Genomic DNA, 17,092 nt, shown 5'->3' on the forward strand with positions numbered 1-17,092 from the left:
AGAATAAATTAATACTAATCATTATGGTAAACTTATTGTTTAATTCAGCCACAAAACTAGATCAAGACCTTATGTTGATTAAAACTAAACCAAGCGTTGTAGAAGTAGTGTTATTTGAAGCAAATCCTGGATATACTGAGCAAGATGTTCAAAAAGCGTTAGCATCATTAAATGATGTGTTAAAATTATATTATGGATTTGTAGAAAGAACAACGGCTAATAATGGAGAGGGAAAATATATAGATATTGTGTACTGGACCGATATAAAATCAGCCAAAGATGCGGCAAGTGATATATTGAAGAATGAAAAAGCGCTAGCGGTTTTTAATGTTGTTAAACAAGAATCTGTAGAGATGTATCATTTTGATGCTTTTAACCAGTTTGAAGAATAGATATTTTTGATTTTAAAAACTAATGCAATTTTTTTGTGTTTACCTGTATTTCAATAAGGTAATGTATTAGTTTTATTGGAAATAACACTTAGGTTATAGAATATAGAATTTTTGAGTTATTTTTTTATTAAATTATTATTAATCCTTTTTCTTTTTGTGATAATTACTGCGTATTTGTACTTGGTTTTTTATAGTTTTAAGTGATTTTTTAATTGAACCAATAGTACAATAATATTGCAGATTTTTAATGAATATTCTTCACACAAGTTTTGAATGTTATCCCCTTGCAAAAGTTGGTGGGTTAGCTGATGTGGTTGGGGCTTTACCAAAGTTTCAACATGATTTTGGTTTTGAAGTGAATGTAATAATGCCATTTTATAATACTCCGTTTATAACAAAGGCCAAGTATACAGTAAATGATGAAGGAACGATACAGTTAGGTGATATTTCTTATGCTTATGAAATAAGAGAGTTGTCTTCTCCAGATATTGGGTTTAACACATACTTAGTTTATATACCACATTTATTGGATAGACCAGAAGTGTACGGTCATAAGGATGACATTGAGCGATTTATTGCTTTTCAACTCGTAGTATTAGATTGGCTTAATTTAAAAAAAGGAATTCCGGATATAATTCATTGTCATGATCATCATACAGGGTTAATTCCGTTTTTAATCGCAAATGCGTATCAATTTCAAAATTTAAAAAATATACCTACCGTTTTTACGATTCATAATGCGCAGTATCAAGGGCAAATATCTTATGATAAGCTTCATTACTTACCTGACTTTGATAAAAATAAAATAGGATTATTAGATTGGGATCAACAAATCAATCCTTTAGCCGCTGCTATTAAATGTGCATGGCGGGTTACCACAGTGTCACCTAGTTATATGGAGGAACTTCAGAATAGTGCAAACGGATTAGAAGGATTACTTCGTCATGAAAAAGCAAAATGCCAAGGCGTATTAAATGGTATTGATACAAAATCTTGGGATACTGAAACGGATACAATGTTGATTGAAAATTACAAAATAAGCACTGTTGTTTCTAAGAGAACAACTAATAAAGAGTGGTTGTGTAACGAATTTAATTTAGATAGCAGTAAACCTCTTTTTTGCTTTATAGGTAGATTAGTGTATGAAAAAGGAGCAGATTTATTACCAGATATAGTTGAAGAATCACTACAGTCTAACGATATTAATGTTCTGATGTTAGGTTCGGGAAATAAAGAAGTTGAAGAACGTCTCGAATCTTTGAAAGATACTTTCTCGGGGCGTTATCATATGTATACAGGATACAATGAGAGATTATCACATATAATATATGGAGGTGCAGATTTTTTATTAATGCCATCGCGGGTAGAACCCTGTGGGCTTAATCAAATGTATGCCCTTAGGTATGGAGCTATTCCTATTGTTAGAAGAACAGGGGGGCTTAAAGACACTGTAGTAGATATAGGAGATAATGGCTTTGGAATATGCCATAATCAAGCTACCGTACAAGATGTATGCTATTCAATTCGAAGGGGAGTAGCATTATATTCAGATCAAAAAAAATACAGGGAAATACAACAAGAAATAATGAAAATTGATCATTCTTGGAATCGATCGGCAAATCAATATGTAAACATTTATAAATCCCTAATTACTTTAACATGATCAACAAAAAAGTCCTGGCAATTATTTTGGGTGGTGGACAAGGCTCCCGATTATTCCCTCTTACCGAAAAACGTTCAAAGCCGGCAGTATCCATAGCAGGGAAATATAGATTAGTCGATATTCCTATTTCTAATTGTATTCATTGTGATATTAAGAGAATGTTCGTTCTAACCCAGTTTAATTCGGCTTCGTTGAATAGACACATAAAAAACACCTATGTTTTTAGTTCTTTTAGTAATGCTTTTGTTGATATTTTAGCTGCAGAGCAAACTCCCGATAATAAAACATGGTATCAGGGTACCGCTGATGCCGTAAGACAATCGATGCATCATTTATTAAATCACGAATTTGAATATGCCATGATTTTATCTGGTGATCAATTGTATCAGATGGATTTTAATGATATGTTGAATTCTCATATAAATAAAGGAGCAGAAATTTCTATAGCTACCTTACCCGTAACGGCAAAAGAAGCGACTTCTTTTGGGATACTTAAAACAGATGATGATAGTTTTATTTCATCATTTGTCGAAAAACCAAGTTCAGATAAGTTACCAGGTTGGGAGTCTGAAGTTAGCGAAGAAATGAAAAACGAGAATAGACATTATCTCGCTTCTATGGGTATTTATATATTTAATAAGCAATTACTTATAGATTTAATGTCCAATCCTGATACGATAGATTTTGGAAAAGAAATTATTCCTCAATCTATTCATAAAAACAAAGTATTAGCATATCAGTATGAAGGTTATTGGACAGATATTGGTAATGTATCCGCTTTTTTTGATGCTAATATTAGCTTGACTGATGATGTTCCTCAATTTGATTTATTTAATGGTTCTAAAAATATACTAACTCGCCCTCGTATACTTCCTCCTTCAAAAATATCAGGTACATTATTAAATAAATCCATGATCGCCGAAGGTTGTATTATTAATGCTAAAAAAATTGAACGATCCGTAATAGGTATTCGTTCTAGAATAGGAAATAATACTATTATTAAAAATACCTATATGATTGGTAGTAACTCTTATCAAGATATTGATGAGTTAAAAACTAATACTATAGATGGGATCCCTTCTTATGGTGTTGGTGATAACTGTTATATTAACAACGCTATTATTGATAAGGATGTATGTATAGGTAATAATGTGCATATTGACGGAGGATCTCATTTAAAAGATACAGAACAAGATGATTATGTTATTAAAGATGGAGTGGTTGTTATCAAGAGTAAATCGGTGATACCCGATGATTTCAGGTTAGAATAATATTGCGCGCAGTATAATAGGTAAAAAATAGATATTCAGGAAATCATAAATAAGAGGAATTTCCATTCTATTCACGTTTAAAAATTGTAAATGACCAAGGTAGTAGCACATAGTTTATTCTCGGATTTTGATATTAATCTTTTTAAAGGAGGTAAGCATTACCGTTTATACGAGAAATTTGGTTCTCATATTACTATTGTTGATGGTGTAGAAGGCACTTATTTTGCAGTTTGGGCACCATCTGCCAAATCTGTTTCGGTTGTTGGCGATTTCAATTTTTGGGTAGAAGGAGAACATGAACTTAATGTACGTTGGGATGAATCAGGAATATGGGAAGGTTTTATTCCAGGTACAGGAAAAGGGAGTATTTATAAATACAAGATACAATCTCATCATAATGATGTAGTGACTGAAAAAGCAGATCCATATGCTAGACGATGCGAACATCCTCCAAAAACCGCTTCTGTAGTTTGGGATACTATCTATGACTGGAAAGATGAAGAGTGGATGAAAAAACGAAAAATGCACAATGCATTAGATGCTCCTTTTTCGGTTTATGAGGTACATTTAAGTTCTTGGAAAAAAACAACAGACGAAAACAGATCATTATCCTATGTAGAATTAGCAGATGAGTTGGTACGATATGTTAAAGAAATGGAATTTACTCATGTAGAGTTCATGCCGATTATGGAGTATCCTTATGATCCATCTTGGGGTTATCAACTTACAGGTTATTTTGCTCCTACCTCTCGTTTTGGGTATCCAGAAGAATTTAAATTATTGGTTGATAAATTACATCAAAATAATATTGGTATTATCTTAGATTGGGTGCCTTCACATTTTCCTGAAGATGCTCATGGATTAGGCTTTTTTGATGGTACATGTTTATATGAACACCCAGACAAAAGAAAAGGATATCATCCAGATTGGAAAAGTTTAATTTTTAATTATGGAAGAAATGAAGTAAAGAGTTTTCTGATCAGTAATGCTATTTTTTGGTTGGATCAATATCACGCCGACGGATTACGAGTTGATGCGGTAGCATCCATGCTGTTTTTAGATTACTCTCGTAATGAGGGAGAGTGGGAGCCTAATATCTATGGTGGTAGGGAGAATCTAGAGGCTATTACATTTATTAAAGAGCTTAATACGGAAGTGTATGCTAGTTTTCCTGATGTGCAAACCATTGCAGAAGAGTCTACTTCGTATCCAATGGTATCTAAGCCTACTTTTTTAGGAGGGCTTGGTTTTGGTATGAAATGGATGATGGGTTGGATGCATGATACATTACAGTATTTTGGAAAAGAATCTATATACCGTAAGCATCATCAAAATGATCTTACTTTTAGCATGACGTATGCCTTTACCGAAAACTTTATGTTGCCATTATCTCATGATGAAGTCGTATATGGTAAACGCAGTATTATAGGAAGAATGCCGGGAGATGAATGGCAAAAATTTGCAAATCTTCGTTTATTGTATAGCTATATGTTTACACATCCTGGAACAAAATTATTGTTTATGGGAGCAGAAATTGGCCAGCACGAAGAATGGGATTTTCAAAAAAGTTTAGATTGGTATATACTGGATTATGATTTACATTCAGGGATTAAGAGTATAGTAAAAGAACTTAATCTTTTGTATAAAAATCAACCAGCATTGCACGAAAAACAATTTAGTGTAGAAGGTTTTGAATGGATTAGCTATGATGATCATGAAAATTCGGTGATTTCCTATATTCGAAAAGGGAATCGAGATAAAGATAACTTAATAGTGGTTTGTAATTTTACTCCGATACCCAGAACAAATTATCGCATTGGCTTGCCCGCACAAGGAAAATTAGTACAAGTATTTAATAGTGATCAACGGGAGTATGGAGGTAGTGGGGTTTCTAACCAAACAGATATCGATATATCTCAAAAAGAATGGCAATATCGTAAGTATGCGGCAGAGATTGTTGTACCACCTTTGGGAGCTGTGGTTTTTAAGATAGCATAATGTTTTTTTGAATATTTCATGAGTTTTAAAATGCTGATTTTTAAATAATTGTTAATTATGGTTTGTCTCAAACGTTTTCGTTGATTTTTCTTAATAAATAGTGGTAATTATCGTTTCGAAACTGACCAAGATATTGTTCTTTTACATACCCAAGTCAAATTGAAAAAGAGAAATATATGATCACCAATACAGAATTAGAGCAAAAGGGAAATTTATTTCCAGGTAAAATAACTTCTTTCTCTCAACATGTAGATAAAATACATTTCTATACCGAAAACGGAGTAATACTTCAGGTTACTATTTTAAGAGGAAGTGTAATTCGTTTTAGATATGCCACTGATAATAATTTCGAAAAGGACTTTTCGTATGCCATTAGTGATGATGGAGCAAGAGGTTATAGTAAATTAGAGGTAGAAGAACATGATTCTCACTATTATATTATAACATTAAGGGTAAAAATCGTAATCGGTAAAAATGATTTAATGACTGCTATTTACGATCTTGACGGAAATGTAATTTGTAAAGATGATTGGGGTTTTCATTGGGAACAAAGTTATGAATATGGTGGTAACATTGTAAAAATGAGTAAGTCTGCTCCACAGGGAGAGTGTTATTATGGACTTGGTGACAAACCTATGCACCTTAACTTAAAAGGAAAGAGGATAGAAAATTGGGCTACTGATCAATATGCTTTTGGCAAAGATCAAGATCCATTATATAAAAGTGTTCCTTTTTATATTGGGATGTATGAAGAACGAGCATACGGTATTTTCTTTGATAATACATTTAGAACATTTTTTGATTTCTGTCATGAGCGAAGAAACGTAACCAGTTTTTGGGCCCAAGGAGGAGAGATGAATTATTATTTTTTCTACGGCCCTACCATGCAGGACGTTGTAACGCGATATACTGATTTAACCGGTAAACCAGAATTACCTCCTTTATGGGCACTTGGGTATCACCAGTGTAAATGGAGTTACTATCCAGAGAGTAAAGTAAAAGAAGTAACCAATAAGTTTAGAGAACTTCAAATTCCTTGTGATGCTATCTATCTAGATATTGATTATATGGAAGGTTTTAGGTGTTTTACATGGAGTAAAGAATATTTCCCTGATCCTAAGCGAATGGTAGCCGAGTTGGCAGAGGATGGTTTTAAAACAGTGGTTATTATCGATCCGGGAATTAAGATTGATGACGAATATTCGATTTACAAAGAGGCTATAGAAAAGGACTATTTCTGTAAACGTGCCGATGGTCCCTATATGAGAGGTAAAGTATGGCCAGGAGAATGTTATTTTCCAGATTTTACAAATCCCGAAGTACGAGAATGGTGGTCTGGATTGTTTAAAGAGATTATTGATGAAATAGGAGTGAAGGGAGTGTGGAATGATATGAACGAGCCAGCTGTTATGGAAGTGCCAGGAAAAACCTTTCCCGATGATGTACGCCATAACTATGATGGTAATCCATGTAGTCATAGAAAAGCACATAATATTTATGGTACTCAAATGGCCAGAGCTACTTACGAAGGAGTAAAACAATTCGCATACCCAAAACGTCCTTTTATCATTACAAGATCGGCTTATTCTGGAGCACAAAGGTATACTTCCTCCTGGACAGGAGATAATATTGCAACTTGGGAACACCTTTGGATAGCTAATATACAAGCTCAACGTATGAGTATGAGTGGCATGTCTTTTACGGGTAGTGATATTGGCGGCTTTGCAGAGCACCCAACAGGAGAGTTGTATACAAGGTGGATTCAACTAGGAGTATTTCATCCGTTTTGTCGTACACATTCGTCTGGGGATCATGGTAATCAAGAACCATGGACATTTGGAGAAGAAGTAGTAGATGTTACTCGTAAGTTTGTAGAACTTAGATATCAATTATTGCCATATTTGTATACCATGTTCTGGGAGTATGCTGAAGAAGGTATACCCATGTTAAAACCACTAGTTCTTTATGATCAACATGATCCGCAAACACATTATAGAACTGATGAATTCGTATTCGGAAATCAAATCTTAGTGTGCCCTGTGCAAGAACCGAATTCAAAAGGAAGACGAATGTACATCCCAAGAGGTAATTGGTATAATTACTGGACAAGAGAATACATAAAAGGAGGAATGGAACAATGGGTAGATGCAGATTTGGATATCATTCCTTTATTCGTAAAAGAAGGGGCAATTATTCCAAAGTATCCGATACAACAGTATGTTGGAGAAAAAGAAATAGAAGAATTAAAACTAGAGGTCTATTATAAATTAGGAAATAAAGAAGTCTCTAAGGTTTTTGAAGATGCTCAAGATGGATATGATTATGTAAAAGGACGATTTAGCCTTAGAAGTTTCTCTTTTACAGGAAAAGAAAATGAAGTGATTATCCAACATCATAAAACAGGTAGTTTTATAACGGATTATGCGACGTTAAAAGTAGAATTAATAGGATTACCATTTGAGATTAAAGAAGTAGAATTGGATAATGTTGTTGTTGATTTGGCTAGTATCAAGTTTGATAGCGTAAAAAACATCATGACCATCCCAAAAGATTTTAATGAACTTCATATTATAGCCAAATAATGTCTTTTATCGGTTAATAGCGTAATTTATGGACTTTTTGTAATAATTATTCTACTCTGTGTTTGAAGGTGGTGTGTTATTTTTGTAATTTTAACTTTAGAATCTTACATGATAACAATACTTATGAATACAAGAAAATCTATAGTGATAATTGGTACAATTCTTTTGTTTATGTCTTGTGCTACAAATCCTTTTACGGGTAAGCAAACTCTAGCTTTGGTACCTAATTCGCAAATTTTGCCCATGGCTTTTCAGCAGTATAACCAATTCTTAGGAGAAAATAAGGTGGTGAAAGGCACATCCGATGCAGAGATGATAACTCGTGTGGGTCAGAGAATTTCTAAAGCTTCAGAACGTTGGTTAAATGCCAATGGTTATGCAGGATATTTAAAAGATTATAAATGGGAATATAATTTGGTAGATGACAAAACGGTAAACGCATGGTGTATGCCTGGCGGCAAAATCGTTTTTTATACAGGAATCTTACCTATTGCCAAAAGTGAAACAGGAATTGCTGCTGTAATGGGGCATGAAGTGGCACATGCATTGGCAAATCATGGTCAACAAAGAATGAGTGCTTCTCAGATTCAGCAAGTTGCAGGAGCAGCTACAGCAGTTGCGGTTAGTGGTAAGGATCAAAAGACCCAACAGATTGTAGGCACGGCTTTTGGGTTAGGAAGTCAATTTGGTGTGATGTTACCATTTAGTAGAAGTCATGAAACTGAAGCAGATAGAATAGGATTACAGCTTATGGCAATTGCCGGTTATAACCCTGATGAGGCTGCTAATTTATGGAGACGTATGAAAGCTAATAGTGGTGGTCAAACACCACCAGAGTTTATGAGTACGCATCCATCAAGTGATACTCGTATTGCTAATCTTACAGCTTGGGCTCCTGCTGCAAAGGAAGAAGCGAAAAAATTTGGGGTAACTACCTTTAAATAATTGTAAAGTTTATATTCTTAAAAAGATTATACCTATTTTAGAAGCTGTTCTGAGCCAATTCAGAACAGTTTTTTTTATATAACATGAGCAAAACTTTACCAAAAGGGCATAAAAAACTTCTAAATGCCTGGGCCTTCTATGATTGGGCCAATTCAGTATATAACTTAACTATTTCGTCTGCCATATTTCCAATATTTTGGGGAGCGCTTACCATAGTTAGAGATGACCAGGATAATATCATAAGTGATACAGTACGATTTTGGGGTATAGATTTTAATAATGATTCTTTAATAAGTTATGTAACCGCATTAGCTTTTTTATTAGTTTCATTTATTAGCCCTTTTCTTTCTGGTATTGCTGATTATGTGGGTAATAAAAAGAACTTTTTAAAGTTTTTTTGTTACTTGGGAGCCTTGTCATGTATTGGATTATATTGGTTTTCTCTAGAAAACCTATGGTTTGGTCTATTGTGCTACTTTTTGGCTCTAGTTGGTTTTTGGGCAAGTTTGGTCTTTTATAACTCGTATTTGCCAGATATTGCATTTCCAGAACAACAAGATGCTATTAGTGCCAAAGGATATTCGCTAGGATATATAGGTAGTGTTATTTTATTGGTTGTTAATTTGGTAATGATTCTAAAATATGAATGGTTTGGTTTTGAAAGTGAAGGTGTTCCCACCAGACTTTCCTTTGTAATGGTAGGAGTATGGTGGATTGTATTTAGTCAATATACATATTACTACTTACCTAAAGGAAACAAAAAAGATACATTAACCAAATCTGTATTGTTTAATGGCTTTAAAGAACTAAAAATGATCTGGCACGCTTTGCGTAATGATCTTAGGTTGCGTAGGTACCTTAGCGCTTTCTTTGTATATAGTATGGCGGTACAAACTATTATGCTAATTGCTACATATTTTGGAATAGAAGAATTAGATTGGGGAGATCAAAATGCCACGACCGGGTTGATAATAAGTATTTTACTCATTCAATTAGTGGCCGTTTTGGGCGCTTTTTTAACTTCTCGAGCTTCTTCAAAATATGGAAACATAAATACCTTAATTGTAATTAATTTTATTTGGATAGGGATTTGTGTATACGCCTATACTATTACCACACCAGTTCAGTTTTATATTACTGCCGCAATTGTTGGTTTGGTCATGGGGGGAATTCAAGCTCTTTCTAGATCAACTTATTCTAAGTTTTTACCAGAAAATGCTGTAGATACTGCTTCTTACTTCAGTTTTTATGATGTTTCAGAAAAAATTGGGATTGTAATAGGAATGTTCTCATACGGTATTATTGCGCAAATAACCGGAAGTATACGATATTCTATTTTGTTTTTGATACTATTTTTTGTTGTTGGTCTCTTTCTTCTTTTTAGAGTACCCAGAAATAAATCCTAACAAAATATTAATAAGAATAAAAGAGGATAGAGGTAAATAGCTTTTATCCTCTTTTTTTGCTTTTTGTCTATATTTCATTGCTTATTTTTTGGCTATTAAGAAATATTGTTTTGAAATATAATAATATTGGAAACGTTAATGTTTATAGCTATTTTTATATAAATAAAATCAAACAACAATGAAAAAACTTATGTTAATGCTAGCAGTTATCGTACTGGCGTCCTGCAGTACTAGTCAACAAACTGTTATAGCAGCAAAAAAAACACTAAAAGGGGATTGGTCTCTTGATAATATCTCGTATGATAGAGATGGTATTTTTGATGTAAATCTATATAATGATGCATCAGCCGAGTGTTTTACTGGAAGTGTTTGGAAATTTATTCCTAATAATAACACAGGAAAATATGAAGTAAATCAAAGTAGTTGTACCTCTACAGGAGCTAGAAACTTTAGATTCACTATTCCAAAACCTGAAGCAAATGGGGATTATAGTTTTCTGTTTAAGCCTATAAATGAAAAGAAAAAAAGTACCAATAATAATGCAGGCTACAGAATGGCATTAAAACATTTGGACGACGCTACTATGACTTGGGCTATGACGGTGAGTTTAGAAGGTAAGCCTTTTGTGATCACTATGAATTTTAATAAAATACAATAATTCAAATCTTTATATAATGATGAATACAAATCTTAAAAAAATAGGAGTTGCATTAATGGCTGTGGCTATGCTTACAAGTTGTGATGCTGTCCAAAATGCAAATAATACTCAAAAAGGAGCTGTAATAGGAACAGCTGCAGGAGCAGTGCTAGGGGGGATTATTGGAAACAATGTGAAAGGTAAGAATTCTGCGCTGGGAGCTGTACTAGGAGGAGTAGTAGGTGGTGTTGCCGGAGGTGTTATTGGTAAACAAATGGATAAACAAGCTCAAAAAATTGAGTCAGAAATCCCTGGTGCCGAGGTAACCAGAGTAGGAGAAGGTATTGATGTAGTATTTGATGAAAATAGTGGTGTATATTTTGACACCAACAAATCGGCTGTTAATGCTAAATCTAAAGCGAACCTTAATAAGTTGGCAGGAATTTTTAAAGAATATCCAGATACTAATATTATTGTAGAAGGTCACACAGATAGTTCAGGTGATGATAGTTATAATATGAGTCTATCTCAAAAGAGAGCTAATGCCGTGGCAAACTACCTGGTTTCTCAAGGAATAAGCAAAAGCCGTTTAACGATCTATGCTCATGGAGAAACGCTTCCAAAGTATGATAATGGAACTGCAGAAGGAAGAGCAAAAAACAGAAGAGTTGAGCTTGGTATTGTTGCTAATGAGAAAATGAAAAAAGATGCTCAGGAGCAGGTAAAACAATAGTTTTCTGTAATAAAATAGAAAAAACCCCGACTATATAGTCGGGGTTTTTTTATGCTCAAATTTTGTGTATCTTCATTTAATGAACAAGCATTCGCACATACTAATTGTAGGAGGAGGATTGGCAGGTCTAGTTAGTGCTATTCATTTATCTCAAAAAGGAATGCATGTTGTTCTTATAGAGAAAGATACTTATCCTAAGCACAAAGTATGTGGAGAATATATTTCTAATGAGGTGCTTCCTTATTTTAAATACCTCGACATTGATATAGACGCAATTTCTCCTGTAAAAATCTCAAAATTTAAGATTACTACACAAACAGGCAATGCCATAGATAGTATATTACCCCTCGGAGGTTTTGGAATAAGCAGATTTACACTAGATAAATATTTATGGGATATTGCTATACAAAATGGAGTTGAGTGTATAAATGATAAAGTGGTAGACATATCATTTGAAATAGAAAGGTTTCGAATAGATACTGTCCAAAATGGAAGATTTACTAGTGATTATGTAATTGGTGCATATGGTAAGCAATCATCTTTAGATAAATCTCTAAATAGGAATTTTAGTGATATAAAATCTCCGTGGCTGGCTGTAAAAATGCATTATAGAGCCGATATTAATAAAGAAACAGTAGCATTACATAATTTTGAGGGAGGATATTGCGGTCTTTCTATGGTAGAAAACGATGCTATTAATGCTTGCTATTTAGTGCATTATGATAGTTTTAAAAGGTATAAGGATATTAAAGTTTTTCAAACAGAAGTCCTTAATAAAAACCCTCATTTAAAGGAATTTTATAACACTGCAGTACCACTATTCGAACAATCAATCACGATTAGTCAAGTGAATTTTCAAAAAAAGAAACTGGTTGATAAGCATATATTTATGACGGGTGATGCTGCTGGTCTTATACATCCACTATGTGGTAATGGGATGGCAATGGCCATTCAAAGTGCACAAATTATAAGTGAATTACTAATTGATAATTATAGTAAAACAACAAGCCACTCAAGAAAGGAACTTGAGAATTTGTATAAAAAACAATGGGATGCTGCGTTTTCTAAAAGGATGTATACTGGTAGATTACTACAAAAGGTGTTGTTAAATGCTAATATGCAAGAACTATCGTATACACTAGCTAGTTTATTGCCTTCAATGGTACCAAAGATTATAAAGCAAACCCATGGAAACCCTATCCTATGTTAGTCGATTTACAATATAGAAGTAATGAGGATGAGCTTATGGATGATCCAATGATCAAAAAGGAAGCTTTACAAATTGCTTTGTCTGATATTTCTAGGGCAAATAAGTTATTAGGAGGGAATGCGATAACCAAACATGCGGTATGCCGATTAATCAAAGAAAACCTCAAATCAAAAGAATATGTAATCCTTGATTTAGGATGTGGTGATGGAGAAATGTTACGTGAAATTGCTGATTTGTTTAGAAAAAAAGGAATCCAAGGAAAATTTATTGGCGTAGATCTTAATAAAACTAGTATAGAGTACGCAAAAAACCTAAGTGAAACGTATCCCGAGATTTCTTTTGAAGAAAAAAATATTCTCGAAATAGAATCATCTAGTTTTTCATGTGATATTATCATATGTACATTGACTTTACATCACTTAGAGGATACTCAAATTAAAAAAGTAATGAAAAAATGTGTGGCATTAGCTTCTATGGGTGTTGTAATCAATGACCTGCAAAGAAGTACTGTGGCATATTATCTTTTCAAATTATTTAGTTTCTTTTTTATTAAAGGCGATATCGCCAAAAATGATGGATTAATCTCTATTAAAAGAGGATTTACTAAACAAGAACTGATTGGTTACGCAAAAGAAATTAACTCGATTAGATATAAAATTAATTGGAAATGGGCTTTTAGATATCAATGGGTGATCGAAACAGGGAGATTATAAATATAAAAAGTTAAGAAATATTGGATGTAAAAATAGCAACGGTGGCAAAGCAATTGCCTCAATACGTAAGGGAGACTAAAGAGATATTACCTTTTGTTTCACTATGGCTATCTGGGCAAGAGAAGCGTTTTAAACGAAAAGCATTTAAGATTTTTGAAAATGCTGCAGTTGATAAGAGGTATGGTATTATGAGTATTGAAGAAGTGTTTACAGCTTCTTCCTTTGCAGATAAAAATGATATATATATTAGAGAGGTTAAAAAACTAGGGACTTCAGTATTGCAAAAAGCATTACAGCAAGTAGATTGGGATCCTAAATCTTTGGATTATATCATAACAGTAAGTTGTACAGGTATTATGATCCCATCTCTTGATGCTTATATTATCAATGACCTTAACCTAAAACAAGATGTCATAAGGTTACCAGTGACCGAAATGGGGTGTGCTGCAGGTGTTTCTGGTATAATTTATGCCAAAAATTTTCTAAAATCTAATCCGGGCAAAAGAGCAGCAGTTATAGCTGTAGAGTCACCAACGGCCACTTTTCAGTTGGATGATTTTAGTTTGACTAATATGGTAAGTGCTGCTATTTTTGGTGATGGCGCGGCATGTGCTTTACTTTCTTCAGAAGAAAATATAGAGGGACCAAAAATAATAGGAGACGAGATGTATCATTTTTTTGATGCTACTACGATGATGGGATTTAATTTAATTGGTGGAGGATTGCAAATTGTTCTAGACCCCGAAGTACCCAATAAAATAGCAACACATTTTCCTGATGTAATTCACCCTTTTTTGAAAAAACATAACAAAACCATTGAACAAATAGATCACCTTGTTTTTCACCCTGGAGGAAAAAAAATTGTACAAACCGTAGAAGAGCTTTTTGGTCATTTAGGCAAAAACATAGATGATACTAAGGCTGTTTTACAAGAATATGGCAATATGAGTAGTGCTACTGTATTATATGTTTTAGAGCGGTTTATGAATAGGAAACCTGGCAAAGGAGAAACTGGATTAATGTTAAGTTTCGGACCTGGTTTTTCTGCCCAACGTATATTGTTGGAGTGGTAATTTAATTTCGAGAATAATAGAGGGTTTTATGATAAACAAAGAGTTTGAAAACAAAAAACAATGGGCACTTATTCTTGGCGGTAGTTCGGGATTAGGTCTGGCAACAGCCAAAAAACTCGCTATGCATGGCATGAATATTATTATTGTGCATCGTAATTTAAAAAGCGAATTGGTTCAAATTGAAGAAGATTTTAAGGCTTTAAGGCAATTGAACATAAAATTTTATTCATTTAATACAGATTTGTTGAAACCTGAAAAGCGCAAGGAGGTTGTAGGCGAAATCAAGAATATCTTGAATGATGAAAAAATAAAAGTATTAGTACATAGTATTGCTAAAGGAAATTTAAAGCCAATGAATGATGCAGAACATGTATTAAAAAATGATGATTTTCATTTAACTATTGATGCTATGGCTATTAGCTTATATGATTGGGTAACTTCTTGTTTTAATGCAAAACTCTTTGCTGTTGATACTAGAGTACTATCATTTACTAGTGAAGGTAATACAAAAGCGTGGAAGAATTATGCTGCAGTATCTGCGGCCAAAGTAGCATTAGAAGCTATAACTCGAAATATTGCAATGGAATTTGCCAAATATGGTATTAGGGCAAACTGTTTACAGCCAGGAGCAGTAGATACCAAATCTTTACGAATGATACCTGGTTATGAGAAAATAATAGATCATAGTATAGAGCGCAATCCTTTTAACCGTATAACAACCCCAGAGGATGTGGCAGATGTAGTGTATCTGTTAAGTACCCCAGAAGCTGCTTGGATTAATGGATGTGTTATTCCGGTTAATGGAGGAGAGCATCTTTTGTAAATTAAAATATATGAAAGCAAAGGTTTTATTTGTAATTATTTTTCTTTGTAGCACCACTTTTTTTGGGCAAAAGAAATTTTGCGATACGATACCGTTTAGAAATGATTTAGGACTAATTATTATTCCTATTACGTATAATGGACAAGAAAAGAATTTTATTTTTGATACTGGTGCTTCGTATTCTATTGGTTTTTCATGGGTTAAGGATGAATTAAAAGCTACAAATAAGACTAAGATAATGACTTCGTCTAGTAAGTCAAAGTTCAAATTACGGTATTACAAAACTGATAGCGTAACACTGGGATCTGCAAAAATTACGAAACATAGAATTCTAGGAACAAAAGACAGTGATATTTTTTCTTGCTATGGTGTAGATGGAGTTTTAGGAATGGATATTATGGCAAATTTTAACTGGCACATCAATTTTAAAGATCAATATATCGTGATGTTAGATTCGGATTATTTTCCTCCTAACATTGATTCAGAAATGCATGCGCTAGATTTTGTATATGAAAACCGAAGACCTTGGGCATTTTTTGATGTACTGGGAGAGCGAATACAATTTTTGTTAGATACCGGGGCGACTAATTCAGATATTTATATTAGATACAAAAACATTTTTAAAAACTTAGATGCCAGTTCTATGAAAGAGGTACATAGTGGTTTTTTTGATTTTAATGGAATTTTCAGTAAAACAAAATCACGAACTATGAAAATACCAGAAATTACTTCTAAATCTGTAAAATTGACTCCTATTATGGATTTTTCAAAAAAGAATAGCAAAATAGGGAATTCTAGCTGGGAGGATGCTTCTCTTTTTATAAGTGTTAAAAATGACAAATTGTATTGTTCTACAAATCATATTGTTGAATCTTTAAGTAGTTATGGGTGTTCCTTTACTGTAAATGCTAATAAAATAATTGTTTCTAAGATACAAGTAAACAGTATTGCTTGGGAAGAAGGATTACGTCAAGGGTCTGAAGTTCTTGAAATTAATGGAAAACGATTTGACAATTTTTGTAATATATATACCTATCAAAAAGAAATAGCAAAACAAAAAAATAAGTTAAATGTAACTCTTAAGGATGGAAAAACTATTACTTTAAATCACAAATTGCTCTTTGAGTAAATTGTTTTGAATCCGTATAAACTCATTAAAATGCATATAAAAAATATAATCGTTTTATGTCTTCCTTTAATTTTATATAGTGGTGCTTGTAAGGAAGATAACGGAATTGATTTGGATGAAAATATTAATCTATTGGCAGAGATAGTAAGTGTAACGTTCTCAGGAAATGATAATGAGTACACTTTTAATGTGGGTATTAAAAGTCCTGATACTGGATGTGAGCAATATGCAGATTGGTGGGAGGTTATTACAGAAGATAAAGTATTGATCTATAGAAGAGTTTTGGCGCATAGCCATGTAAATGAACAACCATTTGTTCGATCTGGTGGCCAGATTCCTATTACAAAAGATCAAATCGTATTGGTGCGAGCACATATGAATACTACAGGATATGGTACCAAGGTATATAAAGGATCAATAGCTAATGGATTCAAGGAGAGTGAACTGGATAAGGGTTTTGCTATAGAATTGTCTCAAGTAGATCCGTTACCAAGTGGATGCGCATTTTAAAAACCTA

Annotated in this window: 15 protein-coding genes; all 15 read left to right on the top strand. The window is 33.3% G+C overall.

The window, feature by feature from the left end:
* Positions 1-23: 23 nt before the first annotated feature.
* The 15 genes from DK508_RS11515 (at position 24) to DK508_RS11585 (ending at position 17,085) form a co-directional block, all read left to right on the top strand.
* A complete protein-coding gene (locus tag DK508_RS11515) occupies positions 24-392 on the top strand; it encodes a hypothetical protein (protein ID WP_109300911.1) in 369 nt (122 codons plus the stop codon).
* Positions 393-639: 247 nt separating this feature from the next.
* A complete protein-coding gene (locus tag DK508_RS11520) occupies positions 640-2,055 on the top strand; it encodes a glycogen synthase (protein WP_109300912.1) in 1,416 nt (471 codons plus the stop codon).
* Positions 2,052-3,326 carry a glucose-1-phosphate adenylyltransferase gene (locus tag DK508_RS11525; protein WP_109300913.1) on the top strand — a complete coding sequence of 425 codons (1,275 nt, stop codon included), beginning with the start codon at positions 2,052-2,054 and terminating at the stop codon, positions 3,324-3,326. Before DK508_RS11520 ends, DK508_RS11525 begins: the two co-directional genes overlap by 4 nt.
* Positions 3,327-3,416: 90 nt before the next feature.
* Positions 3,417-5,324, top strand: coding sequence for a 1,4-alpha-glucan branching protein GlgB (gene glgB, locus DK508_RS11530; RefSeq protein WP_109300914.1), 1,908 nt, complete (start codon positions 3,417-3,419; stop codon positions 5,322-5,324).
* Positions 5,325-5,500: 176 nt separating this feature from the next.
* Positions 5,501-7,906, top strand: coding sequence for a glycoside hydrolase family 31 protein (locus DK508_RS11535; protein WP_109300915.1), 2,406 nt, complete (start codon positions 5,501-5,503; stop codon positions 7,904-7,906).
* A gap of 123 nt (positions 7,907-8,029) precedes the next feature.
* The gene (locus tag DK508_RS11540) at positions 8,030-8,851 is read left to right on the top strand and encodes a M48 family metallopeptidase (protein ID WP_109301326.1); all 822 of its coding nucleotides are present in this window, start codon (positions 8,030-8,032) and stop codon (positions 8,849-8,851) included.
* An 83-nt stretch (positions 8,852-8,934) separates the two neighbouring features.
* Positions 8,935-10,257, top strand: coding sequence for an MFS transporter (locus tag DK508_RS11545; protein WP_109300916.1), 1,323 nt, complete (start codon positions 8,935-8,937; stop codon positions 10,255-10,257).
* A gap of 178 nt (positions 10,258-10,435) precedes the next feature.
* Positions 10,436-10,915, top strand: coding sequence for a lipocalin family protein (locus DK508_RS11550; RefSeq protein WP_109300917.1), 480 nt, complete (start codon positions 10,436-10,438; stop codon positions 10,913-10,915).
* 19 nt (positions 10,916-10,934) lie between these two features.
* Entirely contained in the window at positions 10,935-11,627 is a 693-nt protein-coding gene (locus tag DK508_RS11555) for an OmpA family protein (RefSeq protein WP_109300918.1), read from the top strand.
* Between the two features lie 79 nt (positions 11,628-11,706).
* Positions 11,707-12,837 (top strand): NAD(P)/FAD-dependent oxidoreductase, encoded by a 1,131-nt coding sequence (locus DK508_RS11560; protein ID WP_109300919.1) that lies wholly within the window; start codon positions 11,707-11,709, stop codon positions 12,835-12,837.
* Positions 12,831-13,550 (top strand): methyltransferase domain-containing protein, encoded by a 720-nt coding sequence (locus DK508_RS11565; RefSeq protein WP_109300920.1) that lies wholly within the window; start codon positions 12,831-12,833, stop codon positions 13,548-13,550. The genes DK508_RS11560 and DK508_RS11565 overlap by 7 nt, the downstream gene beginning before the upstream one ends.
* A gap of 20 nt (positions 13,551-13,570) precedes the next feature.
* Entirely contained in the window at positions 13,571-14,623 is a 1,053-nt protein-coding gene (locus tag DK508_RS11570) for a type III polyketide synthase (RefSeq protein WP_109300921.1), read from the top strand.
* 28 nt (positions 14,624-14,651) lie between these two features.
* Entirely contained in the window at positions 14,652-15,446 is a 795-nt protein-coding gene (locus tag DK508_RS11575; protein ID WP_370443843.1) for an SDR family oxidoreductase, read from the top strand.
* 10 nt (positions 15,447-15,456) lie between these two features.
* Complete coding sequence (locus tag DK508_RS11580) at positions 15,457-16,575, top strand: aspartyl protease family protein (protein WP_160114665.1); 1,119 nt, start codon at positions 15,457-15,459, stop codon at positions 16,573-16,575.
* A gap of 30 nt (positions 16,576-16,605) precedes the next feature.
* Positions 16,606-17,085, top strand: coding sequence for a hypothetical protein (locus tag DK508_RS11585; protein ID WP_109300923.1), 480 nt, complete (start codon positions 16,606-16,608; stop codon positions 17,083-17,085).
* The last annotated feature ends 7 nt before the right edge of the window (positions 17,086-17,092 follow it).

Source organism: Aquimarina sp. AU474 (genome assembly GCF_900312815.1).
GTDB lineage: Bacteria > Bacteroidota > Bacteroidia > Flavobacteriales > Flavobacteriaceae > Aquimarina.

Bases quoted from the DNA above. Each gene is read 5' to 3' on its own strand.
- DK508_RS11525 (WP_109300913.1), top strand. From the start codon at position 2,052: ATGATCAACAAAAAAGTCCTGGCAATTATTTTGGGTGGTGGACAAGGC.
- DK508_RS11565 (WP_109300920.1), top strand. From the start codon at position 12,831: ATGTTAGTCGATTTACAATATAGAAGTAATGAGGATGAGCTTATGGAT.
- DK508_RS11580 (WP_160114665.1), top strand. From the start codon at position 15,457: ATGAAAGCAAAGGTTTTATTTGTAATTATTTTTCTTTGTAGCACCACT.
- DK508_RS11585 (WP_109300923.1), top strand. From the start codon at position 16,606: ATGCATATAAAAAATATAATCGTTTTATGTCTTCCTTTAATTTTATAT.
- DK508_RS11575 (WP_370443843.1), top strand. From the start codon at position 14,652: ATGATAAACAAAGAGTTTGAAAACAAAAAACAATGGGCACTTATTCTT.
- DK508_RS11555 (WP_109300918.1), top strand. From the start codon at position 10,935: ATGAATACAAATCTTAAAAAAATAGGAGTTGCATTAATGGCTGTGGCT.
- DK508_RS11545 (WP_109300916.1), top strand. From the start codon at position 8,935: ATGAGCAAAACTTTACCAAAAGGGCATAAAAAACTTCTAAATGCCTGG.
- DK508_RS11520 (WP_109300912.1), top strand. From the start codon at position 640: ATGAATATTCTTCACACAAGTTTTGAATGTTATCCCCTTGCAAAAGTT.
- DK508_RS11550 (WP_109300917.1), top strand. From the start codon at position 10,436: ATGAAAAAACTTATGTTAATGCTAGCAGTTATCGTACTGGCGTCCTGC.
- DK508_RS11515 (WP_109300911.1), top strand. From the start codon at position 24: ATGGTAAACTTATTGTTTAATTCAGCCACAAAACTAGATCAAGACCTT.
- glgB (WP_109300914.1), top strand. From the start codon at position 3,417: ATGACCAAGGTAGTAGCACATAGTTTATTCTCGGATTTTGATATTAAT.
- DK508_RS11560 (WP_109300919.1), top strand. From the start codon at position 11,707: ATGAACAAGCATTCGCACATACTAATTGTAGGAGGAGGATTGGCAGGT.
- DK508_RS11535 (WP_109300915.1), top strand. From the start codon at position 5,501: ATGATCACCAATACAGAATTAGAGCAAAAGGGAAATTTATTTCCAGGT.
- DK508_RS11540 (WP_109301326.1), top strand. From the start codon at position 8,030: ATGAATACAAGAAAATCTATAGTGATAATTGGTACAATTCTTTTGTTT.